Origin of the sequence: Sphaerisporangium perillae, assembly GCF_023276435.1 — a bacterium.
In the GTDB taxonomy this organism is placed as follows: Bacteria; Actinomycetota; Actinomycetes; order Streptosporangiales; family Streptosporangiaceae; genus Sphaerisporangium; species Sphaerisporangium perillae.
Genome location: NZ_JALLPO010000082.1, coordinates 1 through 17,656 on the forward strand (window position 1 = coordinate 1; position 17,656 = coordinate 17,656).

Below are 17,656 nucleotides of genomic sequence, written 5' to 3' on the forward strand. Positions count from 1 at the left end.
TGAGTGGCTCAGCACCCTGGCCCAGTCCCCAACCAATTCACCGCTATCCTCCAGCGACTTGAGAACCATTCGATGCTGGACCGTCCACAAACGCACCGGACAAATTATGTCAGCACAGGACAGATGATCCACGGGACACGCCCTAATAGCGTCCTGGATGAAGAACACCGGGATGTTATTACCCACGAGGTCGAAGACGCCCTCGCTGGTGTAGAACTTCATCGCGAAGCCACGCGTGTCGCGCACCGTGTCGGCCGACCCCCGCGACCCCGGCACTGGCGTCCTTGGCGAGGAACCCCGCCCTGGTCAGGGCCGCGGCCGTGCCGTACGCGCGAAAGACGCCGTGCGCGGCGGCTCCCCGGACGTGCACTACGCGCTCGGGTATGCGCTCATGGTCGAAATACATGATCTTCTCGCGCAGGTGATGATCCTGCGGCAGCACCGGCCCCCGGGGCCGGCCTTGAGCGAGTGATCGGTGTCCACCAGCCGCAGGCCCTGAGCCGTCGCCAGGTACGGACCTCCCTGCGCCCGCGCCATCGGCGGCCGGCAGTAGCGCTACGCCATACCCCTGATTCGGTACCTGAATCGGCAGGTGAGGGCCCTTTCCGGCAGAGAGGAGACGGCGCCGATCACTGAGTCGGGCGCCCTTGGTCCTCGGCACAGGCCGGCAGGGCGATTTCACGAGTCTCTTCACGGTCTGGAGGTATCCAGCGATCTTCGCGCCGCTTCTACGGGCGGTGAGAGGGTGCGGCGGCACACCAGCGCCCGGGGCAGTCTTCGCAGGACGCCCCCCAGTCCCTGCCATCCGGCCGGACCGTCGCGCGCGGCGGCGAACACCTCGTGCGCCACCACCGGCCACGGCCGGCGCAGGACGGCGTTGAGCACCGCGTTACGGATGGCGAGGTCCTGCCGCCCTCGCGGTTCGTGAGACGTCGAGGGATGGTGATGGGCGATGACGTCCTCGACATAGGCCAGCCCCCAGCCGGCCGCGGCCAGGTCCAACGCGAGGCGCTCTTCCTCTCCGAGGAAGAAGATGATGTCGTCGAAACCGCCGACGGCCAGATATGCCTCCCGGCGCACCACGACTCCGCATGCCAGGAACCCCAGGATTGCCGGGCCCGGGAGATCCGGTTCGGCAGCGAGGGGTGATTCGGCCATGTCTGCGCATATTGGATCCAGGCGCTCCTCGGAACCTACCAGCATGCGCGCTGCCAGCACCGCCAGGCGAGGGTGCGCGTCGAGCACGTCGGCGGCGCGTCCGAGCGCGCCGGTCTCCCACCAGGAGTCGTCGTCGGCGAAGGCGACATAGGGCGTCTGTGCGAGCCACACGCCGAGGTTGCGGGCCGGCGCGCCGCGGTTGCACCCCAGCTCGACGACCTGAAAATGCGGGAACCGTTGCCGAACGAGGGCTAGGGTACCGTCGGTGGAACCGTTGTCGAGCAGGATGACCGGGCACTCGTGGTGCGGCAGCGAGTGTTCCAGGTCGTGGCGGCGGTTCTGGGTGGCCACCACCACCGTTACGCGCGAGAACGGGTTCAAAGGCTCACGTCCGCACTTTCACGATGACCCTGGAGTTCTCTGGCGAACCAGTCGATGGTACGGCGGAGCCCGCTGAGCGCATCCACTCGAGGCTGCCAGCCGAGCCGTTCGGCGGCCTGAGAGGTGTCGGGACGGCGGACGGCGGGATCGTCCACCGGCCGGTCGATGAAGCGGATGGGCGAGCTGGAGCCTGCCAGGTCGCGGATCTTTTCGGCGAGGCCGAGCATGGTGAGTTCTGTGGGGTTGCCGATGTTGATGGGACCCTGGAGTCCGCTGCGGGCCATGGCGAGAATTCCCTCGACGGTGTCGTCGACGTAGCAGATGGAGCGGGTCTGGCTGCCGTCGCCGGTCACGGTGATCGGCTCGCCGTGCAGGGATTGGCGGATGAAGGTGGGGATGGCCCGGCCGTCATGGGGCCGCATCCTCGGCCCGTAGGTGTTGAAGATCCGCACGATCGCGGTGTCGACCCGGTGAGAGTTGCGGTAGGCCGTGGTCAGCGATTCGGCGAAGCGCTTGGCCTCGTCGTACACGCTGCGCGGCCCCACCGGGTTGACGTTGCCCCAGTAGGTCTCCCGCTGCGGATGCTCCAGCGGATCACCGTACACCTCACTGGTGGAGGCCAGGAGGAACCGGGCGTCCTTCTCCTTGGCCAGGCCGAGGGCGTGCAGCGTGCCGAGACTGCCCACCTTGAGCGTCTCGATCGGGTGCCGGAGGTAGTCCGCGGGCGAGGCCGCGGAGGCGAAGTGGAGTACCAGGTCCACTTCTCCGGGTACGTGCACGAAGCCTGTGAGATCGCATTCGATCAACCGGAGGGAGGACCGTCCAAGCAGATGCTCAAGGTTGCGGGGTGAACCGGTCAGGAAGTTGTCCATGCAGATCACCTCCGCCCCCTCAGACAGTAGGCGTTCGCAGAGATAGGACCCGAGGAATCCGGCACCGCCGGTCACCACCACCCGTTGCGTGCTCATCTCACACTCACCTCCAACAGCTTGCCCGCGGCGTCGAGGACTTCCCGGACGCCGATTTCCAGCAGGCCCGGATCGGGCCGGTGCCCGTGGAGAACTCATCGACGGCGTCGATCAGCGGCACCAGGCCCGCAAGGGACGCCGGCATGGCCAGCACGATCCGGTGCTCGGGGTGGGCGCGCCGTAGTGCCCGCAGGGCGGGCACCGCGGTGAGCAGATCGCCGAGGCCGAGCCCACGGAGCACAATCAGGGCAGGCGCCATCACAACCGCTCCGGCACGCCTGACCTCAGGACGCTCTTCGTGCGTCCTCCGTTCACGGCGGCTTCCTTCCCGAGGCTGAGGCTTCCTGGGGCTAGGGCGGCTCGGGTGAACCCGACGACGCCGAACTTGGCCGCGCAGTAGGCGGTCGCGTCGCTCACCGCGCGCAGGCCCAGGGTGGACGCGCAGGTCACCACCCGGCCTCCGGAGCGCCGCAGGTACGGCAGGGCTGCCCGGACGATCGAAGCGGTGCCGAGTAGGTTGACCTGGACCACCCGCTCCCAATTCGGGGCGGGAACGTCGGACAGGGCCCCGCAGGCGTCGATGCCCGCCGCGGTGACGACGCCATCGAGCCCGCCGGCCCGCTCGGCGAGCTCGCGCATGGCCCGCTCGACCTGCTCACGATCGGAGACATCGGCCGACACGTAGTCGATGCCCGCTTCCGGTGCGGTGACGTCGACGACGAGGGGCCGGCCACCCGCCTTGGCGACCGCGACCGCGACCGCCCGCCCCAGACCGGACGCGCCACCGGTGATCAGAATGTTTCCCACCATGGTGAAGTTCCTGTCGCAAAGTTTCAGATCATGAAGCCGCTCGCGCCGCGGCGATGAGACCGGTCGTGGAATGGCCGGGGACGCTGGGCAAGATCACGACTTCTCCGCCGGCCCGCCACACCGCCTCGGTCTCGGGCAGCTCGCGATCGGTGTAGTCGCCGCCCTTCACCCACACGTCCGGGCGGAGGCGGTCGATCAGCGCGCAGGGGGTGTCGTCGTCGAAGACGGCCACGGCGTCCACGCACTCCAGCGCCCGCAACACCTCCACCCGGTCCCGCTCGCTCACCACGGGGCGGCCCGGTCCCTTCAGACGCCGGACGGACTCGTCGGAGTTGACGCAGACGATCAGCGCATCGCCCAGCGCCCTGGCCCGGCACAGCAGGCTGACATGGCCGGCGTGCAGCAGGTCGAAGCAGCCCCCCGTCGCGATCAGCCTGCCCCCGGCGGCCCGGACCAGGGCCGCCGTCCGCGGGATCGCACCCGCGAGACTTTCCGGGCCGGAGGCCGGATGGGCCTCTTCCCGCGGGCCGACCGGCCCGCGCCGCCGAGCGGACCTGGGCAGCCGGACCGCCGCCGCTCCCCCCTGTTCGACGAACCGGGTGGCCTCCCCAACCGCCGTCGCGACCGCGTCCTCGGTGGAGGCGCCTTCTGCCAGGGCCAGCGTCGCCGCGGTGGCGAATCTGTCGCCCGCTCCGCAGGAGTCCCGCCCTGTGACGAGCGCGGGCGGCGGAATCCGAATGGGCCTGCCGCCCCGGCAGGCGAGCACGGTCCCCCTCTCGGCCAGAGTGACGGCCACCGCCTCCGCGCCGAGGTCGCGAACCAGGTCGTAGGCGATCCTGTCCGGTGTGTTGCACGGCTCGGCACACAACATTCGGGCTTCGGTCTCACTCGGTGTGACGAGCGTGCAGCCGAGCGCGGGCAAGGCACCGCGTGGGTGCGGGTCCCAGATCACCGGCACGGTGAGATCTCGCAGGAGGTCACGGCAGAGCTCGGCGATGCCACGCCCGTAGTCGGAGACCAGGATCGCCCGCGCGTTCCGCAGCGCGGTGGCGACGCGCTCGTCGGCGAGGCCCTGACTGAGCGGCTCGTCCACGAGGTCGTACCGGAGCCTGCCGTGGCCCAGGTGACGCGGGCCGTGGCTGTCTCCCTCGGCGCCCCGCGCCCAGCCGTCGCCGGTGTCGATTCGAATCAACGTTTGCCCTCGTGCCCGGACCCGGGTCTTGCACACTGTGGCGCCCCGCAGCGACAGCCGTACCACCTCCATGTGATCGGCGAGCAGACCTTCCAGGCACCGGCCGGAGACGTCGTTCCCGATCGCCGTGACCAGGACGACCTCGGCGCCGTCGCGCGCGGCGAGCAGGGCCGCCAGGCCGGCGCCGCCCGGGCGTCGATGCTCTGAGCGCCCGTCGACGACGGGAGCCGGGGCGTCCGGGCAGAGCCGTTCGGCGTCACCCTCGATGTCCACGTCGAGCAGCGAGTCCCCGAGGACCACGATCGGTCTAATCATGAGCTCTCCCGCGGCGGTCGGACCGCTGAGGCGCCGTGCCCGTCGAAGTCTTGGCTCCGACGGTCATGAGCATTCCTTCTCGATCACCTCGCAGAGCATGTGGATCACTGCGAGGTGCACCTCCTGCACGGTGGCGGTGTCCTCGACCGGCACCGCGAAGGCCTCATCGCAGAGCTCGGCCAGCGGATTGGGCGCGGGGCCGGTCAGCCCCCAGGTCGTGAGGCCGCATCCACGTGCGGTCTCGGCCGCCGCCACCACGTTGCGGCTCGCGCCGCTGGTGGACAGGCACATCAGCACGTCACCGAATCTTCCGTGTGCCCGCACCTGGCGGGCGTACATCTGCTCGGCGCCGTAGTCGTTGGCAATCGCGCTGACAGAGGAGGTGTCGGCGTGTAGTGGGATCGCCGCATACGGACGCCGGTCGTCGCGGTAGCGGCCGACGAGCTCGGCGGTCAGGTGCTGGGCCTCGGCGGCGGAGCCGCCGTTGCCGCAGACGAGCAGCCGGCCCCCGCCGCTCAGCACCGCGGCCAGCTTGCTTCCCCATGCGTGGATCTTGGGAATCTCGCAGTCCACAGCCGACAGCGCTGTGCTCAACCGGAGCAGATGAGGGTGCATGGGCTCAGCCTTCCGCCGCGGCGAACCGGTCCAGCCGGCCGCTGATCAAGGTCCGGTACACGGATTCGGTCTGCAGGGCCACGTGGGGCCAGCCGTATCGGATACGGGACCGTCGCGCTCCGGCCACTCCGAGCCTCTCCCGCAGGTCTCGGCGGGTCAGCAGGTCGTTCAGCTCGCGGGTGAGGGCTCGCGGACGGCGGGGAGGCACCAGCACGCCACAGCCGGCGACCGTGTCCAGGTGGCCGCCGACGGCGGAGACGATCACGGGCACTCCGCAGGCCATGGCCTCCACCGGGACCATGCCGAACGGCTCGTACCAGGGAACGCTCACCAGAACGTCGGCCGAGCGCATCAGGGCCGGAACCTCCGCGCGGCCGACGCTGCCGATCAGACGTACCCGGTCGGTCAGGCCGTATCCGGCGACCAGTTCGCGCAGCCGCCCGGCCTCGTCGTCGCCTGGCGCGCCGCCGGCGATCACCAGTTCGGCATCCGGCACGTGGCGCAATGCCCGGATGACCGTGTCGACGCCCTTGCGGGCGACCATGCGGCCGATGCTGAGAATGCGTGGCCGCCCGTCCCGGAGCACCGCCGGGCCGTCGGGGCGGAAATGATCCAGATCGACCCCGCAGGGAACGATCGCGATCTTCGTGCCGAATACGCCCATCGCCTGCAGCTCCCGCACCTCGTCGGCGCAGGTGGCGACGACCGCGTGAGCTCGCCGTCCGATGTCGGCCTCGATGGCGATCCGCTCCGGCGGGCTGGTGTCGGCCGCGCCCTGCCAGCGCTGCTTGACGGTGCCCAGGGCGTGGAAGGTCTGCACGACCGGCACGCCAAGGTCCCGCGCGGCTGTGAGTGCGGCCAGGCCGCTCATCCAGAAGTGGGCATGGGCCACGTCCGGGATGTTGGTCGCCCACCTGCGTGCGAGATACGCCGCGAAGGCGGGCATATGAGGCAGTAATTCGTCCTTGGGAAGTGGCTCCGGAGGACCCGCGGGAACGTGTTCGACGGTCACGCCGGGCGCCATGATCACCATGTCCGGCTGGTCTCGCCCGCTACGCCGGGTATGGACGACGACCTCGTGCCCTCTTCCCGCCAGCGCGACGGCCAGGCCCGCGACGTGGACGTTCTGCCCACCGGCGTCGACGCCTCCCACGGCCGCGAGAGGGCTCGCATGTTCCGATACCAGAGCGATCCTCATCGGACGACCTCCTTGACGAACGCCAGGCGATTGACAGCCTCGACGACCTGCTCGCTGTTCACCGACGAAAGGCACGGATGACCTTGAATCGGACAGACCTTGGCTCGGGTGCCCCGGCAGGGGGCCTGCTGATCACCGAGAACCACGGTGGGCACGCCGTACGGTGCCCAGCGTCCGGCCGGGACGATCGGGGCGAACAGGCTGACCACCGGAGTACCGACAGCCGCGGCCAGGTGCCAGATCAACGCCTGCTCCGGAGCGATCTCCCGGACGACCCGCAACAGCCGCAGCGCGTGCGAACCGGTCATCGGCGCCGGCTCGGGATCGATCCACGGCGTGCGCCACTCCACCACCCTGGACACACCGGGCAGCAACTCACCCGCCGCCCGGCCGAGCGGCCCCATCAGCAAGCACCACCTCCGCGCGCCCTCGGCGACCGCCCGCATCGCGGGTCCGGCCAGCAGCACGTCGCCCGCGTTGTCCGGCCGGGCGACCAGAACGGTGCCGGCCCTCGCCGCGCCACTCATCGCCGCACCCGCAGTTCGCCTCGGAGGCGATACGCACACGCCACGGGCGGGATGAGCACCGTCGCGATCGCCATCCGCCGGATCTCCTCCTTCGTACGCGGCCCCGGAGCGATGCGGGCCCAGGCGAACTCGGCGGTGAGCAGCGCCCACACCGTCCCGGCCAGGGCGGCCACCCATCTGGGCCGCGTCGCCGCCGTCACGAGCGCGAGCGCGAGCGCGCCAAGCCCGGTGGTCAGCGCGTGCCCGCGCAACCGTCCCGGGGCGCCGCCGATGGCGGCTCGCCAGGTGGGCCCGTGCAGGCGGCGCATCAGCGCGTCGTCGGCGTTGCCGCGCTGGAGGCGGACACTGGCCCACGGGCCGTCGTCCCTGATCGGATGCCGGGTGACGCGCTCGCCTCTGACCAGCCGGTATCCGGCTTGCATCATGCGCAGTGCGAGGTCGGCGTCCTCGCGGTAGGCCCGGGGGAAGCGCTCGTCGAAACCGCCCGTCCGCTCCAGCGTGACGCGCCGGTAGGCCATGTCCGCGGTGATCCACCCGGCATCGGCCAGGGCGGCGGTGTTCCGCTCGGCGTCGGTGGGCCGCCGGTCGGGCTGGAGCGGAACCTCGATGCGCCCCTGGCTGCCGCCCACCTCGCCGGACAGGTCGGCGAGATCGGCACGCAACGCCTTCTCCCAACCGGGCCGGGGCACCACGTCGTCGTCCAGGAAGGCGACCCACGGCGTCTTGGTCGCGCGCCAGCCGGTGTTGCGGGCGGCGGCCGGCCCCCGCCCTCCCGAGCGCAGCACCCGGATGTGGCCCGCCACTCGCAGCGGCTCGGCGGCGGTGCCCGCGGGCCGGTCGTCGACCACGATCACCGGCAGCCCCGGGCCCAGAGCCGTGAGCGTGGCGGCGAGGCTGGAACGGCCGATCGTGGGAATCACCACTGTGATCATGAAGTGAACGCCTCTCCCCTGCGGATCAGGTACGGGCCCAGCACCAGCAGGTCTACCGGGGTGGAGCCGAAGCACTCCAGGACGTCGCGAGGGTCGTCGACCATTGGCCTCCCCGCCGTGTTGAGACTGGTGTTGACCACCACCGGCAGTCCGGTGCGTATCTCGAACTCCTCCAGCATCCGGGCGAGCAGCGGGTCGTCCGCCCGGTCCACGGTCTGGATCCTGGCGGTGCCGTCGACGTGCACGACGGCCGGAATCCGCTCGCGCCACTCGGGCCGCACACGGTGCACGAAGAGCATGTAGGGGCTGGGGACGGGGCCTCCGTCGAAGATCTCACGAGCCCGTTCGGCCAGCACCATCGGGGCGATCGGGCGAAACTGCTCGCGGCCCTTGACGTCGTTCAGCCGCTCGGTGTTGGCGGCTCGCCCCGGGTGGGCGAGAAGCGAGCGGCGGCCGAGCGCCCGCGGGCCGTACTCGCTGCGCCCCTGGAACCAGGCCACGATCCTGTCGGCGGCGAGTTCCGCGGCGACCGCGCAGGCCAGGTCCGCGGGCCGCTCGTACGGTATCCGCGCCACGTCCAGCCACGCGGCCAGTTCCTCATCGCTCCAGCTCCGGCCGAGGTCGGCCCCCGGCATGGGCGCGGCCGGCTCGCCGAACGCCTGGGCCAAATGCAGTGCCCCGCCGAGCGCAGTCCCCGCGTCGCCCGCCGCCGGCTGCACCCACACCTCCTCGAAGGGGCCTTCCGCCAGCAGCCGCGTGTTGGCGACGCAGTTGAGCGCCACGCCTCCGGCCATGGTCAGGCACCGGTCGCCGGTTCGCCCGTGCAGCCAGCGGGCGAGATCGAGCAGCACCTCCTCCAGGCGCTTCTGGACGCTCGCCGCGAGGTCGGCGTGCTCCATGGTCCAGGGCTCGCCGCCGGCCAGCGCCTTGGCGTAACCGCCCCAGTCGACGGGCTCGATGCGGAAACCGCCCTCTCCGTCCGGGTGGATCAGCTCGCGCAGCTCGTCCAGGTGGCGCGGCTCGCCGTAGGAGGCCAGGGCCATGACCTTGTACTCGTCGCTGGAGCGCAGGAATCCCAGGTGCTGGGTCACCTCCTCGTACATCAGCCCCAGCGAGTGCGGGAGTTCCTGTGCGGCCAGGATGGTCAGCTCTCCGTCGCGGTAGTACCCAGCCAGGTGCGAGACCGCCTCACCCCGCCCGTCGCAGACCAGCACCGCCGAGTCCCGGTACGGCGCGGCCAGCCCCGCCGAGGCCGCGTGCGCGACGTGGTGGGGCACGTAGCGGACCTGCGTGGAGTCCAGGCCCGGCAGGACGCCCGCCAGGAAGGCCGGCGCCCGGCGGGCATAGGTGGTGCGCAGGTCCTCCCAGCCTTCGTCGAGGCCTGGCCCGCCCGGTCGCACCAGGCCCGGATCGTAGGAGTAGGCGACGGCGTCCAGGTCCTCGGGCCGCAATCCCGCCTGCTCCAGGCACCAGGCCGCGGCGCGCTCAGGCAGTTCCCACGCGGAGAAGGGAACGGGGCGCTTGCCATGCTTACGCCGGCTGAAACGCTCCTCCTCCGCCGCGGCGACGACTTCCCCATCGACCACAAGGGCTGCGGCCGGATCATGAAAGATCGCATTTATGCCGAGAAATCTCATGAAGCTGGCCTCTCGTCAGATACCTAATGACTACCGAGAGCAGCGCTTCTCAAACGGAAAAATCGGACATAGGCCTACTTAAGGGATTAATAAGGCCCACCTTTGTCACTATAAGTAGTTATTTCGAAGTTTATGTGCCTATCAGGTCGGGTAGCGACGACGCCCACGGAGAATAGGCGCGAAAATTCAGGACAGGAGATGTTTGATGTCCCGCCGAAAACGACCGGCCGCCGTCCTTTTCGACCGTGACGGCACCCTCATCGTGGATATCCCCTACAACCGCGATCCCCACCGGGTGCACCCCATGCCCGGCGCGCTGAGCGCCCTGAACCGGCTCCGCCGCGCGGACGTGCTGACCGGTGTGGTCACCAACCAATCGGGCCTGGCCAGGGGACTCATCAGCGTCGAGGAGCTGTACGAGGTGAATTCCAGGGTGGAGTCGCTCCTGGGTCCGTTCGACGTCTGGGCGGTGTGCTCGCACGGCGAAGACGACGGGTGCGCATGCCGCAAGCCCGCACCCGGGCTCATCCTGAGGGCTGCGGCGATCCTCGGCGTGAGCACCCGCGACTGCGTGGTGATCGGAGACATCGGCCGGGACATGGAGGCCGCCCGGGCAGCCGGGGCGAGAGGCATCCTCGTGCCGACCCCGCAGACCCTCCCCCGAGAGGTGGCGGCGGCATCCGAGACCGCCGACGATCTCGCCGCCGCGGTGGAAAGGGTGATCCGGTGAGAATCCTGCTGTGGCATGTGCACGGCTCGTGGGCCACCGCGTTCGTCCAGGGGGGCCACGACTACCTGATGCCCGTCGTCCCTGACCGGGGCCCCGACGGACGCGGCCGGGCGCTCACCTACCCGTGGCCGCCGAACGTGCGCGAAATCTTCTGGGACCGGTTGCGCGAAGAGGAGGTCGACGTGGTCGTCCTCCAGCGGCCGCACGAGGCCGATCTCGTCGAGCGCTGGCTCGGCCGCCGCCCCGGTCGCGACCTTCCCGCTGTCTACGTCGAGCACAACACCCCCACGGGAGCCGTCCCGCATACCCGCCACCATCTCGCCGACCGCACCGACATCCCGCTGGTCCACGTGACCCACTTCAACGACCTGTTCTGGGATTCGGGCCGCGCACCCACCCGCGTGATCGAGCACGGCGTCCCCGACCCCGGCTACCGCTACACCGGCGACATTCCTCACGCGGGCGTCGTCGTCAACGAACCCCTCCGGCGCCACCGGGTCGCCGGAACCGACCTGCTGACCACCCTCGCGAAATCCGCGCCACTCGACGTCTTCGGCATGAAGGTCACCGGCCTGCCCTACCAGACCTTCGAGGACCTGCCCCAGCGGGTGATGCACGCCGAACTGGCCCGGCGCCGCGTCTACCTGCACCCTTACCGGTGGACCTCACTCGGTCTGTCCCTCATCGAGGCCATGCTCCTCGGCATGCCCGTCGTAGCTCTGGCCAGCACCGAAGCCGTCGAAGCCGTGCCTGCTGGCGCGGGAGTCATCTCCACCCGCGTCGCCACCCTGGCCACCGCCCTGGAGACCTTCCTCGCTGATCCCGCTCGAGCGGTACAGGCCGGCAAAACCGCCCGCACCACCGCCCTCACCCGTTACGATCTCGGCCGCTTCCTGACCAACTGGAATCTCTTGCTTCACGAGGTCCACGCTTGAGACGTGCTCTAGCGTTCGGGCGTGGACCGGACAGGATCGCCGCTCATGGTTTACCCGATCTTCATCGGCGTACGGGCTGGCGGCTCATATGAGATAGGCGTGAGCCGGCCGAAAAAGCATCGTCCGGGCAGGCCGCCAACCGAGGGATACACGGCAAGGTGTTCTACGGACGCCGCCCCTTTTTCGCCGTCGGCCACGCCCCCTCCCGTGACCCGCGTTCGCCGGGATGCGGGCCGCATGCCGGGCAAGTCAGCCGTTCTTGCCCATCGCCTGGCGGATGACATCGCGGGCCCGGTCCATCATCGCCACCGGCGTACCGATCAGCAGGTTCTTGGTCGCCGGCTCAACCCCCGGATGCGGGTGGGTCGGCGCCATCGCCTCAGCCACCTTCACCCCTACCGCCATCGCCCGGCACTCGACCTTGCCGGCGGAGCACGCGCGCGAATCCCACGCCCCTCCCCTCTCTCGCCGACGCACGGGCCTTGCCGGTGACGCGCGGCTTAGCCGAGGTGCGCATCCGAAGCGGACCTCGGACCGGACCCGCCCGGAGCCGTAATGACCCCTGGGCTTTGCCGAAGTTTTTCTTCCTAGTCCGTTTCTCCACACTCCGAGGGCCGTTGCCGCGCGAATCGGTGACCGAGGTGACGCGGCGGTGAGGTGGAGGTGATGGCGCGTCTCACGACCTGGGTGAGGCCGTTTCGCCGGGCCAGCGCCGTGACCACCGGGCGAGAGCGAGCCCGGCCACGAGCAGGAAGGCCGCCCCGGCATAGGTGGTGAGCTCGATGAGCTGTTCGCGGCCGAGCTGCGGCGTCTGGGTGACGGTATGCCTGACGACCACCGACAAGATATGCCGGACCAGCGCGATTATGCCCACGATGATGAAGGGCTCCAGCAGGAGGTGCCCGCCTTGGAGGTGGGTGAGCACCGTGACGAAGATCTCGAGCACTATCAGCACCAGGAGGAGCTCCTCGATGGTGATGATGATGGCCTCCGGCCAGGAGGAGTGGCTTTGCACGATGCTGAAGCCGAGCTGCACCAGGACGCCCGACGCCAGGATCAGCAGGAAGACGCAGACCGCGTAGAGAATCGCGCGCTCGGCGTTCGCGAGAAGTTGCAGAGCCCGCCTGCTAGGTGTGCTCATGGTGTTCGGCGGTGGTGGTGCTGCTAGCGGTGGCGCGTCCCGCGCCTGCGGTTCGTCCGGCATGACGGCCCCCTTGACCAGAATTCAGGGGGAGCGCACACAACAACCTTAGTCCGCCGCTTCCGGATCTCGGTCTCCCCTCCGACGGGTGTCCGGGGGGCGTCGCAGCCCCACTAGGCGGCCCGGTCCGCATGCTCAAACAATAGGCATATAACCGGTTTCATTGGATATGCACCGGTTTGTCGGGTTTTAGCGGGGGTAGGGCATGCGCGTCCTCTCAAGGAGGCGGTAGCCATGACGAACCGCTTGTTCCAGAACCGGCGAGACGCGGGCCGGGTCCTCGCCGGGCTCCTTGAAAAGTACCGAGGCCGGTCTGAGATCGTCGTTCTGGGGCTGCCGCGGGGCGGCGTGCCGGTGGCATACGAGATCGCCATGGCCCTGGACACCCCACTCGACGTCTTCCTGGTACGCAAGCTGGGCGTTCCCGGAAGGGAAGAACTCGCGATGGGAGCGATCGCGAGCGGGGGGGTGGTCGTTCTCAACGACGACGTCATCAGGGGCCTGGACGTCCCGCCGGAAACGATCCAGCAGGTGGCCCAGCGCGAGGGCCAGGAACTGCTGCGTCGTGAACGGGTCTACCGGGAGGGACGCCCGCCGGTGGATGTCGCGGGCAAGACGGTCATCGTGGTGGACGACGGCCTCGCGACGGGGGCGAGCATGCGTGCCGCCATCCACGCCCTGCGCCGCCAGCGGCCCGCCGCGATCGTCGTCGCGGTACCGGCCGCTCCCGAATCGACCTGCCAAGACTTCGCCGCCATCGTGGACGAGATCATCTGCGCCACCACGCCGTCGCCCTTCCTGGCGGTCGGGCGATCGTACTGGGACTTCGACCAGACCACCGACGAGGAAGTGCGCGATCTGCTGCGCGCCGCGTCCAGGTCGCGCCCGGCGAGGGCGGACACCCGAGCGGTCAGCGACGTGGCCGTCATCCGATCCGAGGCGCTTCCCACCGAGGACGGCACGCCGGATGATCGTACGCTGTTCGATCTGGTCGGCGACGCTCGCTTCGTCCTGATCGGTGAGGCGTCCCACGGTACCCACGAGTTCTACGCGGCCCGCGCGCGGATGACCCGCCGGCTCATCCAGGAGAAAGGGTTCTGCGCCGTGGCAGCGGAGGCGGACTGGCCGGACGCCTACCGAGTGAACCGGTACGTCCGCGGCCGCAGCGGCGAGGCGACCGCCGAGGAGTCGCTGCGCGGCTTCGAGCGCTTCCCGACGTGGATGTGGCGCAACGCGGTGGTGCTCGACTTCGTCGGGTGGCTGCGCGATCACAACGACGACGTCGGGGAGGAGCGGGCGAAGGCGGGGTTCTACGGCCTGGACGTCTACAGCCTCCACCGGTCCATCCACGAGGTCGTCTCCTACCTCGAGCGGGTCGACCCGGCGGCCGCGGCCCGGGCGCGCGAGCGTTACGCCTGCTTCGATCACCACTCGGGTGACGACGGCCAGGAGTACGGCTTCGCCGCGGCCTTCGGGGCGGGCGAGTCGTGTGAGCGGGAGGTGGTCGAGCAACTGGTCGACCTGCAGCGCCACGCGATGGACTACGCGCGGCGTGATGGGCTGCTCGCCGAGGACGAACTGTTCTACGCCGAGCAGAACGCCCGGGTGGTCAGGGCGGCGGAGGAGTACTACCGCACGATGTTCGGCGGGCGGGTCTCCTCCTGGAACCTGCGTGATCGTCACATGACGGAGACCCTGGAGGCGCTGGCCGACCACCTGAGCCGCCAGCGGGGCCGACCGGCGAAGATCGTCGTGTGGGCGCACAACTCCCACGTCGGTGACGCCCGGACGACCGAGGCGGCGACCCGTGGCGAGTTCACCATCGGTCAACTCGTGCGCGAGCGGCACCCCAACGACTGCCGCCTGATCGGATTCACCACCTACACAGGGACGGTGACCGCCGCCGATGACTGGGGCGGTGCGGCCGAGCGCAAGCGGGTGAGGCCGGCGCTCGCCGAGTCGATCGAGGAGTTGCACCACGAGGCCGGGCAGAAGGAGTTCCTGCTCTCGTTCGGCGTGGCCCCGAGGACGGCCGAGGCGTTGCGCAAGGCACGCCTGGAACGGGCGATCGGCGTCATCTACCGGCCGCAGACCGAGCGGCAGAGCCACTATTTCCGGGCTCGGGTGTCCGAGCAGTTCGACGCGGTGATCCACATCGACGAGACGCGGGCCGTCGAGCCTCTCGAACGCACCGCCCAGTGGGAAAAGGGAGAAGTACCAGAAACCTACCCATTCGCCGTTTGAGGCATCGGGGGATACGCGGCGCCGGATCAGCAGGCTCTCGCCTGCCAGAGCCCGCGTCACCCGGCCGCAGCCGGCGTACATCAGCAAGGAGGCAGAGCTGATGGCGGAAACGGGATACTCGTCTTTCAACACCACCGTCGACAAGACCAACCACCTGCTGAAGCAGATCGAGCAGGCGTACGGATGGCCCAAGGAGCGGCGAAATCAGTCATATGCCGCTTTGAGGGCGGTTCTACATGCGTTGCGTGACCGCCTGACCGTCGAAGAGGCCGCCCAGCTGGGAGCCCAGCTGCCGATGCTGGTCCGCGGCATCTATTACGAAGGCTGGGACCCCACCGATGTCCCCGTCAAGATGGACAGGGAAGAGTTCCTGGCCCGTGTACGGAAAGAGTTTCCGTACGCGGTCAAGGGCGGTGCCGAACACCTGATCGAGACGGTCCTCAACGCTCTTAGGATCTATGTCACCGAGGGCGAGTGGGACGACATCAAATCGAGCATGCCCAGAGAGCTGGCCGAGGTCCTTCCGTAGCGGACGCAAGGCTTTCGCGTCATCGGGTGCCGGCGGCTCTGCGCCGCCGGCACCCGTCACATCAGCTCGTCCAGCATGCCGTGCAGGTGGGCGGCGGCCACCTCGACGTCGGTGTACTTCCGCTGCGCGGCCCGGACCTCCGCCGCGATGACGCCGCACCGGTGCACGTTCTCGAAGTCACCGTAAGGGAATTTGTACCTCCCCTTGGTGTCCTCACCCATCTCGTCGTCCACGCCGAGATGCCACTTCCCGTACTCATCAAGCCCGTGCTTCTCGATGAACTCGTTCTCCTGCGCGGCCGACGGCTGATGCTCACTCCAGTCGTCCATCACATCGAGCACGACCCGCTTCTCCTTGACCAGGCTCTTAGCGTTGTCGAACCCCCGCTGGTTCAGCTTCACCGCCATGGCTCTCCCTGTCCGCAGTGCTGAGCATCCGCCTCTTCACTGGGGGATGTACCCAACGGATCGCCGCGGTCCCGCCCGCGGAGGAGCCCGCACCGGCCTGCGCCCCGGAGGCCGACGTCGAGCCGTTTCAGCAGATCACGTAGCTTGGGGGTATGGGTTCATGGTCGTTGAGACTGCACCCACGGTCGATCCGCGGACGGATCACCCTGCTGACCGTTGTGATCACCACGCTGGTCCTGGTGCCCATGGCAGTGATCACAAGCATGACCATCCACCGAACCGGATGGGTCGATACCGCCATCGGCGCCGAGACAGTCACGCTGATCACGCTCACGGGCGCGGCCACCTGGATGCTCGTCGGCCAGGCACTGGAGCCGGTCGACGCCATCCGGGCACAGCTCGCCGAGATCACCTTCAACGACCTCAGCGATCGCATCCCCCAGCCGTCCGGCGATGACGAGGTGGCCAGGCTCGCCCGCACCGCCAACCAGACCCTCGGCCGGCTGGAGGAAGCCGTGAATGTACGACGGCAGACCGTCGCCGACGCCACGCACGAGCTGCATACTCCCCTGGCCGGGTTACGCCTCCAACTGGAGGAGGCCCGGCTGCATCCCGGCGAGACCGAACTGCTGGAGCTGCTGGACCGCCTGCTGGGCGACGTCGACCGGCTGCAGCAGATCGTGACGGACGTGCTCTATCTGGCAGGCGTCGAGGCCACCGGCGCCGTCGGCCAGGAACAGGTGGACCTGGCCGAGTTCGTGCGCAGGGGGCTGAAGCACCGCCGCGATCCTCTTCCGACTCAGCTCTTCCTGCAGGAGGGAGTCACCGTGGACGCCGTACCTGATCAGCTCGGCCGGGCGCTGGGCAACCTGCTGGACAACGCCCAACGACACGCCGATCAAACGGTGGGAGTGGAGGTGCGAGCTGAGGGGGACACCGCCTTGCTGGTGGTCTTCGATGACGGCTCGGGGATCGCCGAGCCCGACCGCGACAAGATCTTCGAGCGTTTCATCCGGGTGGACGCCGCCCGAAGCCGCGACCGTGGCGGCAGCGGCCTGGGCCTGGCGATCGCCGCCGTTGTGGTGCGCGCCCACGGAGGGACCATACGCGTGCAGGAATCTCCCACTGGCGGTGCGACCTTTGAAGTGCGGCTACCCCTCGGCGGTGTTTCCTGATGCGGAAGGCTCTCGGCCATCTCACCCCGGGCGAAGGGCGCCGCGAGGTCAACGACTGTCAGGTTGGAGGATGTGGGGCTCCTCGGCTGGCAAGGGTCGACAGTATGTCCTGCCTTCCCTCCTTGGCCCACCGCTCGCCGTCGAGCCCGGCGCGTACGGCGTCGTGCCCGGTGAGGACGAATCCCTTCTCGTCCAGCACCACGTCGCCGGCCAGCCACTGAGTGTGCGGCACGGCGCCGATGAAGACGAAGAGCGCCTTGGCCTCGATCTCGCGCCGCTCCCCTGTGCGGTTGTTCTCGGCGATGACCCCCTCCAGCACCCGCTCGCCGACCAGCTCCCGCACCTCGGTGTTGAACAGCACCTGGACGCCGGGGTTGCGGGTGACTCCTTGCCCTCATCCAGGCCGACCACGTAGTACCCCTCACGCCGGCCGAGCGAGAGGGCCTCGGCCGGCACCGAGATGTGCGCGCCGAACTTCTCCGCCTGGACGACGGCCCGGTCGGCGAGCTCCCCTATGCCAGCCCCGTTCCTGTGCGCGTGGACGCGCCGGATCAGTACGCGGCGCTCCGGCCGGCGGCCGCCTGCTCGGCTTCCTCGTCTGCCGGGTTCTGGTAGGAGACGGTGATCTCGCCGCCGGACTCGTCGACCCGGATGACGGCCCCGTCACGGACGTCCCCGGCGATCAGGGCGCGCGCCACGCGC

The 17,656-nt window shown here is 69.4% G+C and carries 19 protein-coding genes and 1 pseudogene; 5 read left to right on the forward strand and 15 right to left on the reverse strand.

What is annotated here, in order from left to right; genetic code table 11:
• Positions 1 to 141 precede the first annotated feature (141 nt).
• The 11 genes and pseudogenes from MYF83_RS41440 to MYF83_RS41490 form a co-directional block, all read right to left on the reverse strand.
• Positions 142 to 537: pseudogene (locus MYF83_RS41440) on the reverse strand (catalase); the annotation flags it as partial.
• Between the two features lie 153 nt (positions 538 to 690).
• Positions 691 to 1,539 (reverse strand): glycosyltransferase family 2 protein, encoded by an 849-nt coding sequence (locus tag MYF83_RS41445; protein ID WP_248966303.1) that lies wholly within the window; start codon positions 1,537 to 1,539, stop codon positions 691 to 693.
• Positions 1,536 to 2,507 (reverse strand): UDP-glucuronic acid decarboxylase family protein, encoded by a 972-nt coding sequence (locus MYF83_RS41450; protein ID WP_248966304.1) that lies wholly within the window; start codon positions 2,505 to 2,507, stop codon positions 1,536 to 1,538. Before MYF83_RS41450 ends, MYF83_RS41445 begins: the two co-directional genes overlap by 4 nt.
• Positions 2,508 to 2,514: 7 nt before the next feature.
• Positions 2,515 to 2,766, reverse strand: a complete 252-nt coding sequence (locus tag MYF83_RS43505; protein WP_279340776.1) for a hypothetical protein — start codon at positions 2,764 to 2,766, stop codon at positions 2,515 to 2,517.
• The gene (locus MYF83_RS41460) at positions 2,766 to 3,317 is read right to left on the reverse strand and encodes an SDR family NAD(P)-dependent oxidoreductase (protein ID WP_248966305.1); all 552 of its coding nucleotides are present in this window, start codon (positions 3,315 to 3,317) and stop codon (positions 2,766 to 2,768) included. The genes MYF83_RS43505 and MYF83_RS41460 overlap by 1 nt, the downstream gene beginning before the upstream one ends.
• A gap of 28 nt (positions 3,318 to 3,345) precedes the next feature.
• Positions 3,346 to 4,824 carry a D-glycero-beta-D-manno-heptose 1-phosphate adenylyltransferase gene (gene rfaE2 / locus MYF83_RS41465; RefSeq protein WP_248966306.1) on the reverse strand — a complete coding sequence of 493 codons (1,479 nt, stop codon included), beginning with the start codon at positions 4,822 to 4,824 and terminating at the stop codon, positions 3,346 to 3,348.
• 63 nt (positions 4,825 to 4,887) lie between these two features.
• The gene (locus MYF83_RS41470; RefSeq protein WP_248966307.1) at positions 4,888 to 5,439 is read right to left on the reverse strand and encodes a D-sedoheptulose-7-phosphate isomerase; all 552 of its coding nucleotides are present in this window, start codon (positions 5,437 to 5,439) and stop codon (positions 4,888 to 4,890) included.
• 4 nt (positions 5,440 to 5,443) lie between these two features.
• Positions 5,444 to 6,637 (reverse strand): glycosyltransferase, encoded by a 1,194-nt coding sequence (locus MYF83_RS41475; protein ID WP_248966308.1) that lies wholly within the window; start codon positions 6,635 to 6,637, stop codon positions 5,444 to 5,446.
• A complete protein-coding gene (locus MYF83_RS41480; protein WP_248966309.1) occupies positions 6,634 to 7,164 on the reverse strand; it encodes a glycosyltransferase family 9 protein in 531 nt (176 codons plus the stop codon). Before MYF83_RS41480 ends, MYF83_RS41475 begins: the two co-directional genes overlap by 4 nt.
• A complete protein-coding gene (locus tag MYF83_RS41485; protein WP_248966310.1) occupies positions 7,161 to 8,096 on the reverse strand; it encodes a glycosyltransferase family 2 protein in 936 nt (311 codons plus the stop codon). Before MYF83_RS41485 ends, MYF83_RS41480 begins: the two co-directional genes overlap by 4 nt.
• Complete coding sequence (locus MYF83_RS41490; RefSeq protein WP_248966311.1) at positions 8,093 to 9,733, reverse strand: carbamoyltransferase family protein; 1,641 nt, start codon at positions 9,731 to 9,733, stop codon at positions 8,093 to 8,095. The genes MYF83_RS41485 and MYF83_RS41490 overlap by 4 nt, the downstream gene beginning before the upstream one ends.
• Before the next feature lie 205 nt (positions 9,734 to 9,938).
• On the opposite strand from MYF83_RS41490, the gene MYF83_RS41495 reads away from it, so the two are divergent.
• Together MYF83_RS41495 and MYF83_RS41500 are read left to right on the forward strand one after the other, a co-directional pair.
• A complete protein-coding gene (locus MYF83_RS41495) occupies positions 9,939 to 10,463 on the forward strand; it encodes a D-glycero-alpha-D-manno-heptose-1,7-bisphosphate 7-phosphatase (RefSeq protein WP_248966312.1) in 525 nt (174 codons plus the stop codon).
• Positions 10,460 to 11,398, forward strand: a complete 939-nt coding sequence (locus MYF83_RS41500) for a glycosyltransferase (protein ID WP_248966313.1) — start codon at positions 10,460 to 10,462, stop codon at positions 11,396 to 11,398. Before MYF83_RS41495 ends, MYF83_RS41500 begins: the two co-directional genes overlap by 4 nt.
• Before the next feature lie 249 nt (positions 11,399 to 11,647).
• Here the strand turns inward: MYF83_RS41500 and MYF83_RS41505 are convergent, their stop codons facing one another.
• A complete protein-coding gene (locus MYF83_RS41505; protein ID WP_248966314.1) occupies positions 11,648 to 11,785 on the reverse strand; it encodes a hypothetical protein in 138 nt (45 codons plus the stop codon).
• A 289-nt stretch (positions 11,786 to 12,074) separates the two neighbouring features.
• The gene (locus MYF83_RS41510; RefSeq protein ID WP_248966315.1) at positions 12,075 to 12,602 is read right to left on the reverse strand and encodes a phosphate-starvation-inducible PsiE family protein; all 528 of its coding nucleotides are present in this window, start codon (positions 12,600 to 12,602) and stop codon (positions 12,075 to 12,077) included.
• Positions 12,603 to 12,833: 231 nt separating this feature from the next.
• Between MYF83_RS41510 and MYF83_RS41515 the strand changes: the two genes are divergently transcribed.
• Together MYF83_RS41515 and MYF83_RS41520 are read left to right on the forward strand one after the other, a co-directional pair.
• A complete protein-coding gene (locus MYF83_RS41515) occupies positions 12,834 to 14,843 on the forward strand; it encodes an erythromycin esterase family protein (protein WP_248966316.1) in 2,010 nt (669 codons plus the stop codon).
• 100 nt (positions 14,844 to 14,943) lie between these two features.
• Complete coding sequence (locus tag MYF83_RS41520; RefSeq protein ID WP_248966317.1) at positions 14,944 to 15,372, forward strand: DUF2267 domain-containing protein; 429 nt, start codon at positions 14,944 to 14,946, stop codon at positions 15,370 to 15,372.
• Positions 15,373 to 15,428: 56 nt separating this feature from the next.
• On the opposite strand, the gene MYF83_RS41525 is transcribed toward MYF83_RS41520, so the two are convergent.
• A complete protein-coding gene (locus tag MYF83_RS41525; RefSeq protein WP_248966318.1) occupies positions 15,429 to 15,779 on the reverse strand; it encodes a hypothetical protein in 351 nt (116 codons plus the stop codon).
• 263 nt (positions 15,780 to 16,042) lie between these two features.
• Between MYF83_RS41525 and MYF83_RS41530 the strand changes: the two genes are divergently transcribed.
• Entirely contained in the window at positions 16,043 to 16,954 is a 912-nt protein-coding gene (locus tag MYF83_RS41530; protein ID WP_248966319.1) for a HAMP domain-containing sensor histidine kinase, read from the forward strand.
• A 58-nt stretch (positions 16,955 to 17,012) separates the two neighbouring features.
• Here the strand turns inward: MYF83_RS41530 and MYF83_RS41535 are convergent, their stop codons facing one another.
• Positions 17,013 to 17,315, reverse strand: coding sequence for an NAD(P)/FAD-dependent oxidoreductase (locus tag MYF83_RS41535; protein ID WP_248966320.1), 303 nt, complete (start codon positions 17,313 to 17,315; stop codon positions 17,013 to 17,015).
• Between the last annotated feature and the right edge of the window lie 341 nt (positions 17,316 to 17,656).